Source organism: Actinoallomurus iriomotensis (assembly GCF_030269445.1).
GTDB classification, from domain to species: Bacteria; Actinomycetota; Actinomycetes; order Streptosporangiales; family Streptosporangiaceae; genus Actinoallomurus; species Actinoallomurus iriomotensis.
In genome coordinates this window covers 921189-943026 of sequence record NZ_BSTJ01000002.1, presented here as the reverse complement: position 1 = coordinate 943026, position 21838 = coordinate 921189, and the positions used below count along the sequence as shown (strand labels likewise).

The window sequence follows — 21838 nt, the reverse complement described above, 5'->3', positions numbered from 1 at the left end:
CGGAAACGGCCGCCGTCTTCGTCCGCTGAGGCCGGCACGTGGCCACAGGCCGGCCGCGGCGCGCTGCCACGCGCCGAGCCCGGCCGGCCGGTGGTCACATCGGGGCCCACATCCATGGCATAACCCCGAGGAAGAGATAACGATGCGACTGGTACCAAAGTTCCGCCGACGATCGCTGCCCGTCCTGTCCTCCTACGTCGTCGCCACCACCGTCCTCCTCACGGCCGGTGCGTCCGCCCTACCGGCGGACGCCACGAGCGCGAGCCGCGGTGTGGTCCGTCCCTCCGCGCCCACGGCCCTGGTCACGAACTCCCTGCCGGCGCCGATGGACGTGGACGCCGCCGGGGGCATCGAACTCGGCTGGCAGTCGACGCTGCGGCGCCAGACCGCCTACAAGATCGAGCTGACCAAGCCGGGATCCGGCACGCCGCTGTGGGACACCGACAAGGTCACCTCGGCACGTTCGACCGCGGTGCCCTACACGGGCCCGCGGCTCCGGCAGGGCGAGCGGTACTCCTGGCGGGTGAAGCTGTGGGACCAGGACCACCACCCGTCGAACTGGTCCGAGCCGGCGGTCTTCGGCACCGGACCGGGCCAGTGGGGCGACTCCGTGCCGATCTGGTCCGCCCCGCCGGCCGGCGCCAGGTGGACCGACTACCGGCTCGACGTCAAGCTGAAGATCACCCGCACCGCGATGGGGATCCAGTTCCGGTCGCCCGATGCCCGGAACGGTTACATGTGGCAGTTCCGGGCCTCGAACGCCAGCCAGCCGAACACCCTGGTGCCGCACACGCAGACCGGCGGCACCTACAAGGCCGGCACCGCCGTGCCCCTCGGTGTGACCCTGGACGTCGGGACGGTGCACGCGGTCGGCATCGAGGCCGTCGGGTCGACGATCACCACCTCGGTCGACGGGAAGGTCGTCGACCGGCGGACGGACACCACGTTCGCCGACGGCGCCGTGGGCTTCCGCACCGGCGGCAGCGAGACCGGCGTCCTGGACGACGTCACCGTGACCAGCCTTGCCGCGGACAGCACAGGAAAGGTGCTGTACAGCAACGACTTCAACGGCGCCCAGGCGTCCTTCCCGTGCGGCACCGTCGAGAACCAGGCGCTCACGATCGGCACCAGCACCGCCTGCCTGAACGCCGTCCTCACCAACGACTGGGCGCTGATGCGCCACGACTTCTCCCTCGAGCCGGCGAAGAAGGTCGCGTGGGCGTCGGCCTTCGCGACGGGCTCCTCCTTCGACTCGGCCAAGCAGTACGTCTACAAGATGTACCTCGACGGACGGTTCGTCGGCCTCGGGCCCACACGTGCGCTGGGCAACGAGACCCGCTACGACGGATTCGACGTCAAGGACGCCCTGAGCAGACCGGGGCGGCACACCCTCTCCGCCATCGCCTACGCGTCGAAGGACCAGCGCTTCCAGGCGTATGTCATCGTGCGCTACACCGACGGCACGACGCAGACCATCGGCACCGGACCGGACTGGAAGACCCTCTCGGGCAACGAGATCTGGACCTCCACCGGCAGCATCGGGACCGGCTACTGGAGCATGCCCAGCGAGAACTTCTCCGCGGCCCACTACCCGTACGGGTTCGACAAGCCCGGCTTCGACGACACCGGCTGGTCCACGGCCGTGACGAAGAAGCCCTTCGACTCGCTGTCGCCGACGCCGTTCGCCAAGGTCCAGGAGCAACTGCACGCCCCGGCGAAGATCGTCGACCTGGGCGGTGGCGACTACTTCGTCGACTTCGGCCGTACCTGGATGGGTGGCGCGCACCTCACGCTCGACGGCCGGGCGGGCCGACAGGTACGGCTCCGGTTCGGAGAGGAGACCTCCGCGCCGAACACCACGCGCTACCAGTTGCGCGCCGGAAACAAGTACGAGGACGTCCTCACCCTCCGCGACGGCGCCCAGACCGTCGACACCTGGGGCATGCGGGTCTTCCGGTACATGAACATCGTGGGCTCTCCGGTCCCGATCACGAAGGACAATCTGCAGGCGCTCGCGTCGGTCTACCCGTTCGACGCGTCCGCCGCACGGCTCACGTCCTCGGACCCGAACCTCGTCCCGGTCTGGCAGCTGTCGAAGAACACCATCGAGTCGGCCAACCAGAACTTCTTCACCGACTCCTGGACGCGAGAGCGCACCGACTACGAGGCCGACGCCTACATCCAGCTGCTGTCCAACCTCTACCTGACGGACGACCCGACGCTGGGCCGGTACTCGATCGACTACTTCGAGAACCACAGCACGTGGCCGACCGAGTGGCCGATGTACGTGATCAGCGCCGTGTACGACACCTGGCAGCGAACGGGCTCCACGGCACAGATCGAGCACGCCTACGACACGCTCGTGCCCAAGCTGCTCGACAAGTACTACGACCCCGCCACCGGCACCATCGTGCGCTCCGACGCCATCGTCGACTGGCCGGAGGGCGAGCGCGACGGTTACCGGTTCACCGACCGGAACACCATCCTCAACGCCCTGGCCTACCGGAACTACACCGACATGGCGGTCATCGCCCGCCGGCTCGGACGCGACACCGACGCCGCGGGCTTCGAGCAGAAGGCCACGACGCTCCGGACCGCGCTGAACACGCGGTTCTACCAACCGAAGCAGGGCGCCTACGACGACGGTCTCAGCAAGGACGACGTCCCGACCGGTCACTACGCGGTCCAGGCGAGTGCCTTCCCGGGCGCCTTCGGGGTGCCCGCGGACAAGGCGCAGTACGACGCGCTGGCGAAGTACATCGCCTCCCGCGGCATGGCCTGCAGCGTCTACTGCTCGGGCTTCCTCCTCCAGGCCCTGTACAACGCCGGGCACGGTCAGGACGCGCTGAACCTGCTGACATCGTCGGAGACGAACAGCTGGCTGCACATGATCGAGCTCGGCGCCGGAGCGACCGGGGAGGCCTGGGACCCCGCCCAGAAGAGCAACATGACCTGGTCGCACCCCTGGGCCACGGCACCCGCCTACGTCATCCCACGGGACATGTACGGCATCCAGCCCACCTCGCCTGGATACGCGACGTTCCAGATCGCGCCCCAGACCGGGAACCAGGAGTTCGGCTCCGTCACGGTGCCCAGCGTCAAGGGCCGGATCGGTGTCGCCTTCCACACCGTGAGCGGTCGTTACGACCTCGGTGTCGCCATCCCCGGCAACACCACGAGCGCGGTCAGCGTGCCGGTTCCCGGCTCCTACTCCGGGACGACCGTCTACCTCGACGGCCGGCCGGTGACGGGCGAGCGCGCCGGCGAGCGCGTCGTCGTGCAGGTCGGCGCGGGCTGCCACACGCTCAGCACGTCGGCGTCCGCACAGGCCGGCGCCGACGAGAAGCTCACCGACATCTGCCGCACGTCGAGTTGACGATCCCGCCGAGAAAGGGACACCGATGCGAGTGGTAACGAGGTTCCGCCGACGATCGATCCCCGCCCTGATCTCCGTCGGCGTCACGACGGCCCTCCTCACCGGCCTGCCCGCCGGACCGGCGTCCGCGCGGACCGCCTCGCCCGTACGGGTGTCGGCGACGACGACCGAGCGGGCGACGAACCCGGTCGGGATCGACGCCGCCCGGCCACGCCTCGGCTGGCGGCTCGACTCGTCGGCGCGCGGACAGGCTCAGACGGCCTACCAGGTCGTGGTCTCCTCCAAGAAGGATGCCAAGGCCGCCGACGTCTGGGACAGCGGCCGGGTCGCGAGCGCGCAGTCCGTGGACGTGCCGTACGGCGGTTCCGCGCCGGCGTCCGGGCGGCGCTACTACTGGCGCGTCCGCGTCTGGGACGCCCAGGGCAGGCCGTCGGCGTGGAGCAAGACGTCCTTCTTCGAGACCGGCCTTGACCGGCAGGACTGGACGGCCAAGTGGATCGGCAGCCCGGAGACGACGCCGAGCCTGACCGGCGCGCACTGGATCTGGTACCCCGAGGGCGACCCGGCGTCCAGTGAGCCCGCCTCCACCCGCTACTTCCGCCGTACCGTCGATCTGGGCTCCGGCGCGATCACCAAGGCGTCGTTCACCCTGACCGCCGACGACGAGTTCACCCTGTACGTCAACGGCACCCGCGCCGCGTCGTCACCGCAGGTCACGGACGGCTGGAAGCAGGGGCAGCTCGCCGACGTCACGTCCCTGCTGCGCCCCGGCGCCAACACCCTCGCGATCCAGGCGGTCAACACCTCCGAGAGCCCGGCCGGCGTGATCGGGCGGCTGCACGTCGAACGCGCCGACGGAGACCCGGTCGACTTCGTCACCGACTCATCGTTCAGGTCGGCGCAGAGCGCGCCGGACGGGTGGGAGAAGCCGGGCTTCGACGACTCCTCCTGGAGCGCCGCCAAGGACGCCGCCGCGTACGGCTCGGGGCCGTGGGGTAACCAGGTCGTCCAGCCGTCGCCGCCGGTGCCGTACCTGCGGCACGGGTTCCGGGTCGCCAAGCCGGTCGCGGCGGCCCGCCTGTACGTGACCTCGCTCGGCCTGTACGAGGCGCACCTCAACGGCCGGCGCGTCGGCGACGACGACTTCACGCCCGGCTGGACGGACTACAACAAGCGTGTCCAGTACCAGACCTACGACGTGACCTCGATGCTGCACCGCGGGGACAACGCCATCGGGGCGCTGCTGGCACCCGGCTGGTACTCCGGCAACATCGGCTTCGCCGGCACGCACGTCTACGGGCAACAGCCGTGGTTCCTCGCCCAGCTCCGCGTGGACTACACCGACGGCACCGCGCAGACGGTCGGCACCGACGACTCCTGGAAGACAACCGCCAGCCCCCTGACCTCGGCCGACATCTACCAGGGTGAGGTCTACGACGCGCGGAACGAGCGTGCGGGCTGGGACGGTCCCGGCTATGACGACTCCGGCTGGTCGGGGGTCGAAGTCGGCACCGTGACGCCGAACCTCGTCGCCCAGACCGGTCCGCCGGTCCGCGTCGACACCGTCCTGCACCCGGTCAAGCTGACGCGGCCCAAGCCGGGCACCTACGTCTTCGACATGGGCCAGAACCTGGTCGGCTGGAACCGGCTGCGCGTGTCCGGGCCCGCCGGCACCACGGTGACCATCCGCAACGGCGAGGTGCTGAACACCGACGGCACGCTCTACACCGCGAACCTGCGCGGCGCCGCCGACACCGACCGCTACACGCTCAAGGGCGGCGGCGCCGAGACGTACGAGTCGCGGTTCACCTACCGCGGCTACCGGTACGTCGAGGTCACCGGCTTCCCGGGCACGCCGACCCTGTCGTCGGTCGACGGCGTGGTCGCGCACGCCGACGCGTCGCCGAACGGCACCCTGACCACCTCCGACCCGCTGGTCGACCAGATCCAGCACAACATCGTGTGGGGCCAGAAGGGCAACTTCTTCAGCGTCCCCACCGACTGCCCGCAGCGCGACGAACGGCTCGGCTGGACCGGCGACATCGCGGCGTTCGCGCCGACCTCGACGTTCAACATGGACGCCGACACGTTCCTGGCCAAGTTCACCACCGACCTGGCCGACGACCAGACGGCCGACGGGGCGTTCACCGACGTCGTTCCCGCCGTGTCCGCGGGCTCGGGCACGGCCGGCTGGGGAGACGCGGGCGTGATCATCCCGTACACGCTGTGGCAGCGCTACGGCGACGTGCAGGTCGTACGCGACCGCTACCCGGCGATGAAGAAGTGGATCGACTACCTCAAGGCGCACAGCACCGGGCTGATCCGGCCCGCCCAGGGGTACGGCGACTGGCTCAACGTCGGTGACGACACCCCGCTCGACCTGATCGGCACCGCGTACTTCGCGCACTCCACCGATCTCGTCGCGCGGATGGCGGACGCGATCGGAGACCACGACGCCGCGGCCGCGTACCGGACCCTCTGGGGACAGATCCGGGACGCCTTCGACGCCAAGTACGTCAAGTCCGACGGCACGGTCGGCGGCGGCAGCCAGACGGCGTACGTCCTCGCGCTGTCGGACGACCTGCTGCCCGACGCGCAGGTGACCCCGGCCGCGGACAAGCTGGTGGCCAACATCGCCGCGCACGACGGGCACCTGACCACCGGCTTCCTCGGCACCGGGGAACTGCTGCCGACGCTCACCCGTACGGGCCACAACGACGTGGCGTACCGGCTCCTGCAGCAGAAGACGTTCCCGTCCTGGGGCTATGAGATCGGCCGGGGCGCGACCACCATCTGGGAGCGCTGGGACGGCATCAAGCCGGACGGCACGTTCAACGACCCGGGCATGAACTCCTTCAACCACTACGGGCTCGGCTCGGTCGGCGACTGGATGTACCAGAACATCGGCGGCATCGCCCCGGCGTCGCCGGGCTACCGGAGCGTCGTCATCCACCCGAGGCCCGGCGGGACCCTCACGAAGGCGTCGGCGACCTACCGGTCCGACTACGGCGAGATCGCGAGCCGCTGGTCGGTCTCCGGAGGCCGGTTCACGCTCGACGTCACCGTGCCGGTGAACACGACCGCCGAGGTGTGGGTGCCCGCGGCGAACGTTTCCGACGTCACCCGGGACGGCGCGAAGTTCGTGCGCACGCAGGACGGCAACGCCGTGTTCACCGTCGGCTCCGGCCACTGGCACTTCAGCGCCTGACCCCCGCTTCGTCCGAGATGCGGCGAACCCACCGTGCGGGTTCGCCACACCTCGACCAGGAAGGACTTCGATGAGATCGCTGCACCTGCTGACCGCCCTCGCCCTGGGCACGACGGGCGTCATCGCGGCCATGCCGCCGGCCGGGGCGGACCCGTCGCTCGGGCTGCCGTCGCTGTCGCGGGCGGACCGCTACGTCATGGCGCCCTCCTCCCGCACCGTACGCCCGGCCAAGATCGCCGAGGCCTACGCGACCAACGGCGACTACGTCACGGCCGACTCGGCCGCGTCCGAGACGACCGGGCACGACCTCCAGGCCGACCCGTCGAGCAGCACCGCGAAGGTCGACGGGGTCATGGTCCGGCAGGCCGGCCCGGACACGGCGGGCGCCTCGTTCGGCTACCGCCTGCGCGTGCCGCGCGGACACGACGTACGGCTCCGCGTCGAGGAGGCGGGCAGCGCGACCGCGCACTACGAGGTGCTGGTGGGCGGCCAGGTCGTCCATGAGCGCGAGCCGGACCCGGCCCAGGCCGGCACGTGGAGCGGCCTGGCCGGCCTGGTCCACTACGACGTCACGGTGCCGGCCCGGCTGGTCGGCCCGTCGGGCGAGATCCGGGTCACCTTCCGCAACGCCGCCGACCCCGGACCCGGTGCCCGGGTGCACGCCGTCTGGACGCTGGGCGACGGCGGAGCGCCCGCCGCCCCCTACGGCGGAACGGTCCAGGACCCGGGCGGGGCGCTGCGCGGCGGCACCACGACGTTGCGCGCCGCCACGTACGGACGCCCGTACGTCATCTACGACTTCGGTGAGGAGGTGGCCGGGCAGGTCCGGCTGAGGCTCACCGGAGGGAGCGGGACGCCCAGGATCGGGCTGGCCTTCAGCGAGAGCACCGAGTACCTCACCACCGCCTCGGACTACAGCCAGGACCCCACCGGCCTCGCGACCGAGACGCACTATCTCACCGCGCGGAACGGCGAGCTGACCGACCCGGTGATCCGCGGCGGGTTCCGCTACCTCATGCTCTTCCTCGCCGACCCCGGCGAGGTACGGCTGTCCGGCCTTCGCCTGAACTTCACCGCCGATCCGGCGAACCCGGCATTGGACCGTTACAAGGGCGCCTTCCTGTCCAGCGACGACACGCTGAACCGGCTCTGGTACTCCGGCGCGTACACCGTGCAGCTCGCGACCATCGACCCGAAGACCGGGCGGCCCTACCCGGGACAGGCCGGGCCGGTGCGCAACGACGCGGTCGTCGGCGACGGGCCGAGCGTGATCAGCGACGGCGCCAAGCGCGACCGCATGATCTGGGGCGGCGACAACGCGATCTCCGACCCGGTGTCGTACCTGACCACGGGCCAGAGCCGTCCGGCCGCCGACTCGGTCGCGTTCATGGCCAAGGGCCAGGCCGCGAGCGGGCAGATCCCCGGTCTCTACCTGACCGACAAGTTCGGCTACAACCTCGGCTGGGGCGAGTACGCCGAATGGTGGGTGCACAACTACTGGACCCACTACCTCTACACCGGCGACCGCGCCTTCCTGGACCAGTGGTACGACGCGATGAAGAAGGACGTCGCGTGGCTGGAGTCGAAGACCGGCGGCGACGGGCTGGTCGACATGGCGGGCGCGGGCGGCACCTGGGGCTACGGCAACGAGGGCAAGGGCACCTACACCAGCTCGCTGTACGTCTACGTGCTCGGCATGGCCGCGCGGGCGGCCGAGGCGGAGGGCGAGCCGGATCTGGCGAAGACCTACCGCGACCACGCCGCCCGCACCGCCTCGGCGGTCAACGCGTCGCTGTGGGACGCCGCGGCCGGCGCGTACAAGGTGGGCCCGGCCGACGGCGCCCACCCGCAGGACGGCAACGCGATGGCGGTGGTCTCCGGCGTCGCGACCGGCGCCCGGGCCACGTCCGTCCTGCGCTTCTTCGACACCCGGCTCGCGGGCCCGTACGGCGACGTCACCGTCGACAAGGCGGGCACGGTGCCGCGCTACGTGAGCCCGTTCGTCGGCTACCAGGCGCTGCTCGCCCACACCGCCCAGGGCGACACCGCGGGCGCGATGTCGCTGCTCGACCGGACCTGGGCGCACATGCTGGGCAAGAGCGACCCCGGCACGCTGTGGGAGAACGTCTCCACGACCGGCGACCCGCAGCTCGGCGCGTACACGAGCCTGTCGCACGGCTGGGCGGCCGGGCCCACCGAGTTCCTCACCGAACAGGTGCTCGGCGTGACCCCTGCCTCCGGCGGGTTCGCCGCCTTCAGCGTGCTGCCGCACCCGAGCGCCGGCGTGCGCTGGGCCGAGGGCCAGGTGCCCACGCCGCACGGCGCCATCACGGCCGCGTGGAAGCGGAGCGGCGGGACGTTCACGCTCCGCGTCGAGGCCCCGAACGGCACCACGGCCACCACGGGCGTCCCGGTCGCCGAGGAGGTGCGCGTCGGCGGTACCGCGGTCTGGCGCGACGGCCGGGCGCTGCGCGCCGGTGTCGTGCTCCGCGACGGATATGTCCAGGTGCCCGGTCTCACCGGCACGTCGACCGTGACCGCCCAAGGCTGAGGAGAACCCCCGATGCGAAAGTCACGAGCGCTCGCGGTCGCCGCGCTGGTCGCGGCGGGTCTCGCCGTCCCGGCCGTCCCGGCGTCGGCGACCGGAGACGACCCCTGGCACGCCTCGTCGTACACGCCGCACCACGGCGACTGGCGGGCGTACGTGCTGGCGCCCGCCGGGCACACCGTCCGGCCGGTGTCGGTGCTGAAGACCGTGGCCCGCCAGGGCCGCGTCGAGGGCGACCCGCGGAACGCCCTGAAGGCCGACGGCCGGTCGGTACGGCTCGTCGGCGCCGCCGACCGGGCCGGATCCCCGCTGCTGATCCTCGACTTCGGCAAGGAGGTCGCGGGCCGGGTGACGGTGCGCGGCACCGGCACCGGCCGGCTGCACGCCTGCTTCAGCGAGTCGCGCCGGTATCTGGCCGAGGCGCCGGACGACAACGACGGCGAAGGAAAGATCGCGCCCGGGTGCGACACCGCCAACATCTGGAACGGCTTCCCCGGCGTGGCCTACACCGAGGACACCGACAGCCACGAGCTGACCCTGAACACGCCCGACCGGCGGATCCGCGGCGGCTTCCGGTACCTGACGCTCTTCCTCGACGGCCCCGGCCAGGTCGACGTCGACGCCGTCTCCGCCGAGTTCACCGCCGCTCCGCTGCAGCCGCGCCCGGACGCCTACCAGGGCCACTTCCTGTCCAGCGACGACCTGCTGAACAAGATCTGGTACGCGGGCGCGTACACCGTGCAGATCAACACCGCCCTGGCGGACACCGCCAAGAGCTGGCCGTACACCTCCGGCGAGCAGGACCACGCCGACACCGCCGTGCCGTACGCCGACCCGGACCAGGAGGTCATCTACGACGGCGGCAAGCGCGACCGCATCGTCTGGCAGGGCGACCTCGCCGTGCAGGCGCCGGTCACCTACCTGACCACGCACGACGTGGCCGCGGTGGACAACTCCCTGTCCTCGCTGGCGGCCCAGCAGCTCCCGGACGGCTACATGCCCGCCGAGAGCCAGGCCGGCCAGCACAACAAGGACGAGCTGCGCACCTACGGCGAGTACGTGACGTGGTTCGTGAACAACATGTACGAGCACTGGCTCTACACCGGCGACCGGGCCTACCTCGACAAGTGGTGGCCCGCCCTGACGAGGACGATGAGCTGGCTGGAGTCGGTACGGGCGCAGGACCCCCAGGGGCTGATCGCGTTCGGCGCGGTCGGTTCCTGCGGCCACTACGGCTACTCCGACTGCGGCCACGAGACCTACGTCAACGCCCTGTACGCGCGCAACCTCACGCAGATGGCCGAGCTCGCCACGGCGCGCGGCGAGTCCGGCGCCGCCTACGCGGACCGCGCGGCGGCGGTGAGGAAGGCCGTCAACGACCAGCTGTGGGACGAGAACGCCGGCGCGTACCGGATGTCGCGGGAGATCCCCGACGCCTACCCGCAGGACGCGAACGCGACCGCCGTGCTGACCGGGGTCGCCGACGCCACGCGGGCCGGGCGCTCGCTGGCGTACCTGCGCGCCCACAACTGGTCGAGCCTCGGCTCGCTGACGGTCGGCACGGCGAACGCCTCGCTCAGCCCGTTCTACGCGCCGCTGCCCAGCGGGTTCGAGGCGGACGCCCGGCTCGGCACCGGTGACACGTCCGGCCTCGACCTGATCAAGAAGTTCTGGGGCTGGCAGCTCGCCCAGGACCCGGGCTCGACCTTCTGGGAGCACGTCCAGCCGGACGGCACGCCGAACCTGAAGCAGTTCTCCAGCCTCGCGCACGGCTGGGCGTCCGCGCCGACGACGATCCTGACCACACGCGTGCTCGGCGTCCAGCCGACCGCCGCCGGCTTCGCCTCCTACGCGGTCGTCCCGCACACCGGGGACCTGAAATGGGCCGAGGGCACGGTCCCGACGCCGAAGGGGAACATCACCGCCTCCTGGCGGAACACCGGACACGGCATCCGCCTGGAGGTCACCGCGCACGCGACGGGCCGTCTCGGGATCCCCGCCGCCGGCCGCGTCACGCTCGACGGGCACGTGGTCTGGGCCGGCGGAAGGGCCACCGCGAAGGGCGTGACCGGCGAGGGCGGTTACGTCTACGTGGACGGCGTGGCGCCCGGGCACCACACGCTGGAGGCGCGATGAGGAGGCTGGTCGCGGCGGCGGCCCTGCTCGCGGTCTCGGTGCCGACGCAGGTCGCCCGCGCCGACGCGCGCTCCTGGCGCGACGAGGTGCAGGCGCCGGCGAGCCGCACCGTACGGCCGACGGCCGTCACGGCCGCCGACCCACGCGGAGGCGCGATCGACGGCGCGCCCGCCGCCGCGCTGCGCCAGGACGGCAAGGCGGTGCGCCTCACCAGCACGGGTGAGCGCGGCACCTCACCGCTGCTCACGCTCGACTTCGGCGGCGAGGTCGCGGGCAGGGCGCTGGTCCGGGTGCTCGGCGCCTCCGCGGACCGGCCCGGCCTGCACGTCTGCTACTCCGAGTCGCGCCGCTACATGGCGACCGCGCCCGGCCAGAACGGCGGTCAGACCGCCTTCGCCCCCGGGTGCGACACGGCCAACATCTGGAGCGGCTACCCCGGGCAGCCCTACCAGTGGGACGCCGACAGCCACACCCTGCCGCTCGGCTCCGCGCACCTGCCGGCGACTCTGGAGGACGGGCGACTGCGCGGCGGCTTCCGCTACGCGACGATCTTCCTCGACGAGCCCGGCTGGGTGGACGTCGACGCCGTGGCGGCCGACTTCACGGCCGCGCCCGGCCAGGCGAACCTTCGCGGCTACCGGGGCCACTTCCTGTCCAGCGACGAGGAGCTGAACCGGATCTGGTACGCGGGCGCGTACACCGTGCAGATCGACACCGACCTGCCGACGCGGGTCAAGGGCAACATCGCCGTGGACCCGGCCGCCCCCTGCTGGCCGTACCAGCCGGGGGAGGCGGACCACGCCGACAACACGCTGCACTACGCCGACCCGAAGACCGCGATCGTGCTGGACGGCGGCAAGCGGGACCGCGATCCGTTCACCGGTGACCTCGGGGTGGAGGGGCCGGTCGCGTACCTGTCCACCGGCGACGTGGCCGCCGTGCGCAACACGCTCGACGCGCTGGCGCGGCAGCGGACCGCCGACGGGTTCGTGCCCGGCAACGGGCAGGTCTGCCCGGACCAGTCCGGCCACTTCAGCGGCGACTACGACCTGTGGTTCGTGCACGACGTGTACCTGCACTGGCTGTACACCGCGGACCCGAAGGCGCTCGGCGACTGGTGGCCGGCGGTCACCGGCGCCCTCGACTGGGCGGTGCGCCAGATCGACGACAGCGGGCTCGTCGCCTTCGGCGCGTACGGTGGCGACGGCGGCTGCGGCACGTACGCCTACAGCAGCTGCGACCACCTCACCTACACGAACGCCGGCCTGTACCGGGCGCTGCGGGAGACCGCGCGGATGGCGCGGGCCAAGGGCCGGACCGGCATGGCCTCCTCCTACGAGGCGACGGCGGCGAGCCTGCGCACGGCGGTCGAGGCGAAGCTGTGGGACGACACGGCGGGCGCGTACCGGCAGAGCGTCGAGCACCCGGACGTGCATCCGCAGGACGCGACGGCGTTCGCGGTCTCCTCCGGGCTGGCCGCGCCCGGCCGCGCGCAGCGGTCGCTGGCCTGGCTGCGCTCGCACGACTGGGGGCCGTACGGGTCGCTGACCGTGCCGGCGGGCACGCAGGGCGCCGCGGTCGACTCGCACTACGAGCCGCTGCCGTCCGGCACCGAGGCGGACGCGCGGTTCGGCGTCGACGACGCGAGCGGGCTGGAGCTCATCCGCAGGGGCTGGGGCTACCAGCTCGCCCAGGACCCGGGGAACACGTTCTGGGAGAAGACCGCGGCCGACGGCACACCCGGTCTCGCGTCGTTCACCAGCCTCGCGCACGGCTGGACGAGCCAGCCGACCGTCACCCTGACCAACCGCGTCCTGGGCGTCACGCCGACCGACGCCGGGTTCGCCCGCTTCACGGTGCAGCCGCACCCGGCCGGGCTGACGTGGGCGGAGGGCACGGTTCCGACGCCGCGCGGCGACATCGCCGCGTCCTGGCGCGACGGCGCGGACGGCTTTCGGCTGGCGGTGACGGTGCCGGGCCGGACCACCGGCCGGCTCGCCGTCCCCATTCATTCCCGCGTCACCCTCGACGGCCGTGTCGTCTGGGCCGGTGGAAGAGCCACCGCGAAGGGCGTGACCAGCGACGGCGCCTACGTCCATGTCGACGGCGTGGCGCCCGGGCACCACACGATGGAAGGAACGAGATGACCTTGATGAGCGGACGCGTTCGCGTCGGCAAGGGGGACCGCCGGTGGCTCCGGCGAAGTGTCAGATACGGCGGCCTGAGACGCGCCCCCGGGCGGATCGCGGGGGCGGTCGTCCTGGCCCTGTCCGCGGCCGTCGTCGCGCCGGTCCCGGCGGGAGCGACGCAGGGCTCGCCGGCGTCCGCCACGGCCGCCCCCGTCCTGACCCGCGCCACCTTCGCCGATCCTCCGGCCTCCGTCCGGCCCAAGTACCGCTGGTGGCAGCCGCTCGCCTACACCGAGGACGGTGAGCTGGCCGACGAGCTCGACCAGATCAAGAAGGCGGGGGGCGGCGGCGCCGAGGTGGCGCCGTTCAACGTCGAGGGCACGGGCAACAACACCAACCCGTTCCTGGAGAAGTACGGCTGGGGCACCCCGCTGTGGGCGAGCAAGACGCGGACGATGCTGGCGGCGGCCAAGAAGGAGGGACTCAGCCTCGACTTCACGATCGGCCCCCGCTGGCCCGCGACCGTGCCCTCGGTGACCGACGTCAACGACCCCGCCGCGCAGCAGCAGATCGTCTTCTCCCATGAGTTCGACCGCGGCGGCACCAGCAGGTCCGGGCCGCTGCCGGCGAACGTCAACGTCGCGCCGCCCGCGGGGGCGAAGAAGACCCTCATCGCGGCCCTCCTCGCCAAGTGCTCCGACGCGGGCTGCGCCGACTCCTCCAGCGCCCCCCGGATGCTCGACCGGGCCGGCGTCACCGACGTCACCTCGAAGGTGGACGCGCAGGGCGACCTCTCGATCGACCTTCCCGGCGACGCGAACAGCACCTACGCGCTGATCGCCTTCTACCAGGCGCCCACCGGCCAGTCCCTGTCCGGCTACACCGCCACCGGCACCAACTACGCCCTGGACACGTTCGGCAAGGCCGGCGCCGAGGCGACCACGGACTTCTACGACGAGCACATCCTCACCCCGGACGTGCGGAAGCTGCTCACGCAGATGGGCAGCAGCGACCTGTTCGAGGACTCCCTCGAACTCGGCAGCACCCAGAAGTGGACGCCCGGCATGGTCGCGCAGTGGCAGAAGCTGCGCGGATACTCCCCGATCGACGTTCTCCCGGCGCTGGCCGGCGCGGGCGACCAGGGCATCACCGACCGGCCGTTCTTCGACTTCGCCGACGGCCTCGGCGCACGCGTCCGCACCGACTACCGGCAGACCCTCAGCGACCTGTACATCGCCAACCGGCTCGACGTGCTGCGTCAGTGGGCCCACAAGCACCACATGAGCACCCGCATCCAGCCGTACGGCGTCCCGGTGGACATCTCCGACGCGGCCTCGCACATCGACGTCCCCGAAGGCGAGTCGCTCGCGTTCGGGCAGTCGACCGGCGCCTACAGCAACGTGCAGGACTACCGGGTGGTCGCCACGGGAGCGCACCTGTCCGGAGAGCCCGTGGTATCCGACGAGTGCTGCGCCTTCTCCGGCGCGGTCTGGGGGTCGACGGCCGGCGCGGGTTCGGACGCCTCGAACCTGCAGGCGGTGTACCGCGGGTTCGCGGGCGGGGTGAACCAGGTCGTCTGGCACGGCTTCCCCTACCTGACCAGGGGACCACAGGGCGCCGGCGCGCAGGAGGTGTGGCCCGGCATGACCTACGGCGGCAACACCTCCTACTCCGAGGCGTGGGGCGCCAAGGGCGGCCCGAACTGGGCCGACTACCGGTCGATCAACGACAACCTGGCCCGCATGCAGCTCGTGCTCCGGCAGGGCGATCCGCGGTTCGACCTGGCCGTGTACTGGCAGGACTTCGGCATGAACGGCACCGGGACCACCGGAAGCGGTGCGAACAAGCAGATCCAGAGCTCGTCGGCGCTGGCGTCGGCCGGATACACCTATGAGTACCTCAGCCCGGCCCAGCTCCGGCGCAAGGACGCCTCCTACGACAAGGGCGCCCTGTTCGGCGACGGCTCGGCGTACCACGCGGTGCTGCTGAACGACCAGACGACCATGCCCCTCGACGTCGCGCAGAAGCTCCTTGAGCTGGCGCGGCGGGGACTGCCCGTCATCATCGCCGGCGACCTGCCGAGCACCGTGCCCGGCACCGGCGACGCGGCGGCCCGGGACGCGAAGCTCAAGTCCGTGATGGCCCAGCTGGCCGGGCAGCGCAGCGTCGTGCGGGTGGCGAGCGAGCAGGACGTGCCGGCCGCGCTGAAGCGGCTGAACGTCACGCCCGCCGCCACACCGGGGAGCGACTCGGGCGCGATCCTCGACGTCCGCAGACAGGCCGGCCCGACCGACTACTACTACCTGTACAACCAGACGAACACCGCGACCGCGCAGACGCTCACCCTCACCGGTGACGGCGTACCGTACAAGCTGGACACCTGGACCGGGCAGATCACCCCGATCACGAACTACACGTCCGGGCACGGCACGGTCACCGTCCCGATACAGCTGAACGGTAACGACGCCGAGGTCATCGCGGTCACGCCACGGCACGACGCCACCTTCCGCGGCGCGCCGGCGCGACCGGACACGGCGAGCGCATCGTCCGGCACGCCGAAGCCGGCGGCGCTGGGCGACTGGTCGCTCTCGGTGGACGCCTGGGGGCCTGGCAAGTCCGACCTTCCTGGCGACACCGCGCACACGGAGCTCGGGCCGGTCACGCTCAAGGCCGGATCGGACGGCAAACTGCCGGCCTGGTCGGCGATCACACCCGCCAACGGCTACTCCGCGGACCTGAAGGACGTGTCCGGGAGGGGCACCTACACCGCACACGTCACCCTGGGCGACGAGTGGACGGGCGTCAGCGGCGCGAACCTCGATCTCGGCACCCCGGTGGACACCGTGACCGTGAACGTCAACGGGCACGACCTGCCGCCGCTCGACCAGGCCGACCTGCGCCATGTCGAGGTCGGCCGGTACCTGCACGCCGGTGACAACACGATCACCGTCCGAGTCGCCTCCACGCTGCTGAACGCGGTCCGGGTCGCGCCGGGTACGGGCGCGTCGTCGCGGACGCCGATGGACTACGGGCTGTTCGGGCCGGTCACGCTCACGCCGTACGCCGGGACCCGGCCGCTGCTGACCGCCTCGGCGCTGGAGACGTCGCTGCCGCTGGCGAAGGGCGGGTACAACCGCGCCACCGTGCTGGTGCACAACGGCTCCGGTCGGCCGGTCGGCGTGACCCTCAGCGCGTCCGCCGCCTCGGGGATCACCGCGACGCCGCAGCAGGACCGTACGACCGTCCCGGCCGGCGGCTCGGTGACGGTGCCCGTCGACCTGCGCGACTCCGGCGTCGCGACCGGCACGGACACCCTGACGGTGACGGCGCGCAGTGACACCGGGCTGACCTCGACGACGACAGTGGCGCTGCGGCACTCCGACGACCTGGCGCTCAACCCCGGCGGCACGCCGTTCCCGCGCGTGGTCGCGGACGCGAGCCAGGACCGCTACCCGGCCCCCCTCGCGGTGGACGGATCGGACAGCACGTTCTGGGTGTCGTGGGGCAGGGCCGCCGGCCAGGGACCCACCGTGGCCCGCCCGGTGCGGTACGGGCTCGACTTCGGCGCGGCCGTCGACGTCGGCTCGGTCACCGTCGGCGGACGCTCCAACTACGGGCCGCGCGACTACGACGTCCAGGTGTCCTCGGACGGCCGGACCTGGCGCACGGTGGCGAGCGCCACCGACACCCCCAAGGCGGGCGGAACGACGACCTTCACCCCGGTCAAGGCCCGCTACCTGCGGCTCAGCATCACCAAGAGCTGGGACGCCGTCAACGCCAACGTGCAGATGAGCGGGCTCACGGTGCGGCCGTGACGACACACGAACGAGACACACGGCACCGGAGGTCATGCGGATGAGGGGCCGAGGCAGGCGATGGACGGTCGCGCTCGCCGTGACCGCGCTGGTCGTGACCGGCACACCCGGCGCGGCCCGGGCGACTCCCGGCGAGTCGAGGGGAGACGCCACGGCGCACCGCTCCAGCGGGACCGTCGTCGTCGCCAAACCGAATGCGTCCGGCCGGATCGAGAGCGTCGGGACCTCGACCGTCACCGTCCGGAGCGGTACGACCGTCCAGCAGGTCAAGGCGCAGATCCGCGCCAAGGACGACTCGCGGCAGAACTACGTCGTGGCGGACAAGGACGGCGAGGAGAAGCGGTCGGGCGCGGTGGTCGACGGAGACCGGCTCCAGGTCGCCGCGGAGGACGGTCAGAGCCGGTTCACCTATCGGCTGGCGATCGGCGACCCCCATGCCCAGCAGAAAGACGGTGTGTACTGGAACAAGGATCTCTACGACAAGATAGATCAGACGGTCAACGCCAACACCCCGGTATTCAACGACAACCGTTGTGACATCACCAGCCCGAAATACGCCGGGCTGGTGCGACGGGTCACCGAGAAGTTCTATGTCGGCAATCAGGCCGGCGACCCGGCGGAAAAGACATCTCCGCTGGTCGCGAGTTCGCAGGAAGTCTGGTACTACACCGATGCGATCGAGGCCGCGATCAGAGATTGTCACAAGGCCGGCGGTGGGATCGTCGTCGTCCCGGCCGGGGGCTCACGGAACGCCAACGGAGCCTACTACTCCGGGGCGATAACCCTCCTGAGCAACGTCAATCTGCATGTCGACACCGGTGCCGTGGTCAAGTTCATGCGGAACAAGACCAACGAGTACTACCCCGTCGTCCTGACCAGCTATGAGGGCACCGATCTCTACAATTTCTCGCCGCTGATCTACGCCCTCGGCCAGACGAACATCGCGATCACCGGCGGTGGGACGCTGGACGGCCAGGAGGACATGTGGAACTGGCGGCCCTGGAAGAAGGGCTACTGGGGCGAGCCGTCGGTGGAGAACAAGAGCCTCGACGCTCCGTACGGCGAGAACGGCATTCTGAACGAGATGAACTTCCAGGATGTGCCGATCACGAAGCGCGTGTTCACCGACGACGGGCATATGCCCGCCTCGATTCCGGTGATCGACGGGAACACGGTCAAGCATGTCCCGCCGCCGGCGGACGCGGTGGCCATGAAGTCCACCTTCCGGCCGCAGTTCATCGAGACCAACCATTCCCGCAACGTCCTCATCGAGGACGTGAAGATCAGGAACACCCCGTTCTGGATCGTTCATCCGCTCAACTCCCAGAACGTGCTGGTCCGGAACCTCGACATCTACAGCGACAAGACGAAGGACTTCGAGGCGACCGGCTGGAACAACGACGACGGGGTCGACCCCGAGTCCTGCGAGAACGTCGTCCTGGAGGGAAATCACGTCACCACCAGCGACGACGGTGCCGCCATCAAGGCCGGCCGCAATGTCAACGGCAGGCTGCACCGGGGGCCGAGCGAGAATCTCATCGTCCGGGACTCGGTGTACGACAACGACAACATCGGCACCTACTCCGCTGCGGTCTCGATGGGCAGCGAGATGTCCGGAGGCATCCGGAACGTGTTCATCGAACATAACGAGTTCGGTGGACCGGGGCTGGCGATGATCTTGAAGATCAAGACGAACTCGTACCGGGGCGGGGCGGTCGAGAACATCTATCTCCGGCACAACCTGCTGAAGGCGGCACGCTCGGCAATGGTTCAGCTCGACGGCAACTATTCCGAAACCGTGTCGTTCCCCAACGCCGACGTCTTCAATCCGACCGTCCGGAACATCTTCATCGACGACGTCAACACCACGCCGACGATGACCCCCGGCAAGGCCACGTTCCAGTTCTCCAGCGCGGCCTCGCGTTCGCCGGTGGAGAATGTCCGCTACCGGAACTCGGTCTTCTACACGACCAGCACGCTCCAGGCGGCCTTCAACGCGAACAAGAACATCAAGAACCTGGTCGTGGAGAACGTGAAGTACATCGACCCCTCCACCGGGGCGGAGACGGTGTACAACACGACGCCGTTGAACCTGCTCGATCAGACGACGGCACAGGCCGGCGATGAGAATGTCCGGCTCGCCGCCGATCCGAACGTGGTCACCAAGGTCCCGGCGCACACCTTCACGGTCAGCGGCAAGGTCGACCTCGCGGCATATCCAGGTTTCGTCAGCGGTGGCACGGTGCGGATCTTCGTGGACCGGAGCACCACGGCGATCCCGGTGACACTGAGCCCGGATGGCTCTTTCACGAGTGGGCCGATCACGCTCGACGACGACCAGTACTGGTACGTCGATCGGCACTATGTCGCGGTGAATCTCTTCAACGGCATCAACATCAACACCGTCGTTTTTCCGGTGGAGGCATCGTGATCAGACGTCGATCCGTTCTGCAGGGCATGGGCGGCCTGGGAATGGCGGGCCTGCTCGCCGGGACGCCGGCCGCGCGTGCCGACGCGGCGGCGGGCGCCATCGACCGCCGCGCACTGGTCGGACGGCATGACATCGAACGCACCGCGAGCGACCCGGATCTGCCGGTCCAGGTCGGCAACGGGCGGTTCGCCTTCGGCGCCGACATCACCGGCCTGCAGACGTTCCTGCCCTTCGCCACGATGTCGGACTGGGGCTGGCACGAGGACGCGTTGCCGCCCGGCCAGACCCCGGCGGACTACGTCGGCACGGCCTGGGACACCCACGGCCGCCAGGTCTACTACTGGACGGACGACAAGCAACACCCGCAGCTGAACCAGTGGCTACGGGAGAACCCGCACCGGATCAACCTCGCGCGCATCGGCATGCGCCTGCTTCGCGGCGACGGCCGGGAGGCCGCGGAGGCCGACCTGACCGATCGTCACCAGCGGCTGGATCTGTGGTCCGGCACCCTGCACAGTACGTTCGCCCTGGACGGCGTGCCGGTCTCCGTGACGACGGCCTGCCATCCCGAACTCGACGTGGTGGGGGTACGCGTCGACTCGCCCCTGGTCGCCGCCGGCCGCCTGACCGTTTTCATCGACTTCCCGTACGCCACCGCCGGGTCGAAGTTCTCCGCGCCGTTCGTCGGCGTGTGGGACCGGCCCGACGCGCATCAGACGCAGCTGCGACGCCGTGGTGCCCAGCGGGCCGACATCACCCATCGCCTCGACGCGACCACGTACCACGCGTCGCTGGTGTGGCAGGGGCCCGGTGAGCTGACCACCGACGCGGCGCACCCGCACCGGTACGTCCTCGACGGCCGCCGGACGCGGCGGTTGGAGGTGTCATTCGGCTTCTCACCCGACGAGCCGCGTCCGGCTCCGCCGGCACCGGAGGTGTCGGCGGCCTCCGCGGCGTGGTGGCCGAGGTTCTGGCGTTCCGGCGGCGCCATCGACCTGTCACAGAGCGCCGACCCCCGGTGGGTGGAGCTCGAACGCCGCATCGTGCGGAGCCAGTACGCCATGGCGGTCAACGAGGCGGGCGCCTGGCCGCCACAGGAGTCCGGCCTGGTCAACAACGGCTGGTACGGCAAGTTCCACATGGAGATGTACTGGTGGCACGCCGCGCACTACGCGCTGTGGAACCGCTGGCCGTTGCTCGACCGCAGCGCGGCCGTGTACGAACACTTCCTCGCGTCGTCCCGGGACCGGGCACAAGACCAGGGCTATCGCGGGGCACGCTGGCCGAAGATGACGACCCCGGCCGGACTCGACTCGCCCGGTCTGCAGAACGCGTTGCTGCTCTGGCAGCAGCCGCATCCCATCTTCCTCGCCGAACTGGACTACCGTGCCCACCCCGACAAGAGCACCCTGGAGAAGTGGCGCGAGGTGGTCTTCGCCTCCGCCGACTTCCTGGCGTCGTACGCGTTCTACGACTCCGCGACTCACCGGTACGTGCTCGGCCCACCGCTGGTCATCGCGAATGAGCGCCCCGATCCGCGGACGACGATCAACCCGACCTTCGAGCTGGCTTACTGCCGCTTCGCCCTGCGTACCGCACAGCGGTGGCGCAGGCGCCTGGGCCTGGCTCCGGACTCGACGTACGCGGCCGTCCTGGCCGGCCTTGCCCGCCTGCCCGTGCAGGACGGCGTCTACGTGTTCCACGAAGGCATCCAGGACATGTGGACCAAATGGAACACCAACCACCCCGACCCCGTGGCCGCGTACGGCATGTTGCCCGGGGACGGCGTGGACGTGCCCACCATGCGGGCGACGGCCCAGAAGGTCTACGCCACCTGGGATGTGGACAATCTGTACAGCTGGGACTTCCCGCTGCTGGCGATGAACGCCGCGCGGCTCGGCGACCCCGGCCGAGCCGTCGACTTCCTGCTCCACGAACGGTTCGGCTTCACCGACACCGGCCTGCCCGCGAGCGGGTTCGCCGGGGTGCCGTCACCGTACTTCCCCGGAGCGGGGGGCCTGCTGTACGCGGCCGCCATGATGGCCGCGGGATGGGACCGGGGGCCGGAGACCGCCGCGCCCGGGTTCCCGTCGGACGGCAGGTGGACGGTTCGCAGCGAAGGCCTCAGCCGGGCGATATGAGCATGACGCAGACTCGGGAACCACGAGCCTCGGCCGTCACCGGCCTCTGTCACC

8 protein-coding genes are annotated in these 21838 nt (G+C 70.8%); all 8 read left to right on the top strand.

All coding sequences use genetic code 11. The features are described from left to right. Positions 1–142 precede the first annotated feature (142 nt). Positions 143–3376: a family 78 glycoside hydrolase catalytic domain gene (locus QSK37_RS12940; RefSeq protein ID WP_285620072.1), complete on the top strand. Its 3234-nt coding sequence runs from the start codon at positions 143–145 to the stop codon at positions 3374–3376. A gap of 25 nt (positions 3377–3401) precedes the next feature. Next, a complete protein-coding gene (locus tag QSK37_RS12935) occupies positions 3402–6584 on the top strand; it encodes a glycoside hydrolase family 78 protein (RefSeq protein WP_285620070.1) in 3183 nt (1060 codons plus the stop codon). 70 nt (positions 6585–6654) lie between these two features. Beyond that, a complete protein-coding gene (locus QSK37_RS12930) occupies positions 6655–9135 on the top strand; it encodes an alpha-L-rhamnosidase-related protein (RefSeq protein ID WP_285620068.1) in 2481 nt (826 codons plus the stop codon). Between the two features lie 12 nt (positions 9136–9147). Then, the gene (locus tag QSK37_RS12925) at positions 9148–11268 is read left to right on the top strand and encodes an alpha-L-rhamnosidase-related protein (RefSeq protein WP_285620066.1); all 2121 of its coding nucleotides are present in this window, start codon (positions 9148–9150) and stop codon (positions 11266–11268) included. After that, positions 11265–13415: an alpha-L-rhamnosidase C-terminal domain-containing protein gene (locus QSK37_RS12920; protein ID WP_285620064.1), complete on the top strand. Its 2151-nt coding sequence runs from the start codon at positions 11265–11267 to the stop codon at positions 13413–13415. The genes QSK37_RS12925 and QSK37_RS12920 overlap by 4 nt, the downstream gene beginning before the upstream one ends. A 5-nt stretch (positions 13416–13420) precedes the next feature. Further along, the gene (locus QSK37_RS12915) at positions 13421–17212 is read left to right on the top strand and encodes a glycosyl hydrolase (RefSeq protein ID WP_285620063.1); all 3792 of its coding nucleotides are present in this window, start codon (positions 13421–13423) and stop codon (positions 17210–17212) included. A 40-nt stretch (positions 17213–17252) separates the two neighbouring features. Further along, positions 17253–19643 (top strand): glycoside hydrolase family 28 protein, encoded by a 2391-nt coding sequence (locus QSK37_RS12910; RefSeq protein ID WP_285620062.1) that lies wholly within the window; start codon positions 17253–17255, stop codon positions 19641–19643. Next, positions 19640–21784 (top strand): hypothetical protein, encoded by a 2145-nt coding sequence (locus QSK37_RS12905; protein WP_285620061.1) that lies wholly within the window; start codon positions 19640–19642, stop codon positions 21782–21784. The genes QSK37_RS12910 and QSK37_RS12905 overlap by 4 nt, the downstream gene beginning before the upstream one ends. The last annotated feature ends 54 nt before the right edge of the window (positions 21785–21838 follow it).

What these genes read in the sequence shown, in the direction of transcription:
- QSK37_RS12935 (WP_285620070.1), top strand. Translation starts at nt 3,402, where the DNA reads ATGCGAGTGGTAACGAGGTTCCGCCGACGATCGATCCCCGCCCTGATC.
- QSK37_RS12910 (WP_285620062.1), top strand. Translation starts at nt 17,253, where the DNA reads ATGAGGGGCCGAGGCAGGCGATGGACGGTCGCGCTCGCCGTGACCGCG.
- QSK37_RS12930 (WP_285620068.1), top strand. Translation starts at nt 6,655, where the DNA reads ATGAGATCGCTGCACCTGCTGACCGCCCTCGCCCTGGGCACGACGGGC.
- QSK37_RS12920 (WP_285620064.1), top strand. Translation starts at nt 11,265, where the DNA reads ATGAGGAGGCTGGTCGCGGCGGCGGCCCTGCTCGCGGTCTCGGTGCCG.
- QSK37_RS12940 (WP_285620072.1), top strand. Translation starts at nt 143, where the DNA reads ATGCGACTGGTACCAAAGTTCCGCCGACGATCGCTGCCCGTCCTGTCC.
- QSK37_RS12915 (WP_285620063.1), top strand. Translation starts at nt 13,421, where the DNA reads ATGAGCGGACGCGTTCGCGTCGGCAAGGGGGACCGCCGGTGGCTCCGG.
- QSK37_RS12925 (WP_285620066.1), top strand. Translation starts at nt 9,148, where the DNA reads ATGCGAAAGTCACGAGCGCTCGCGGTCGCCGCGCTGGTCGCGGCGGGT.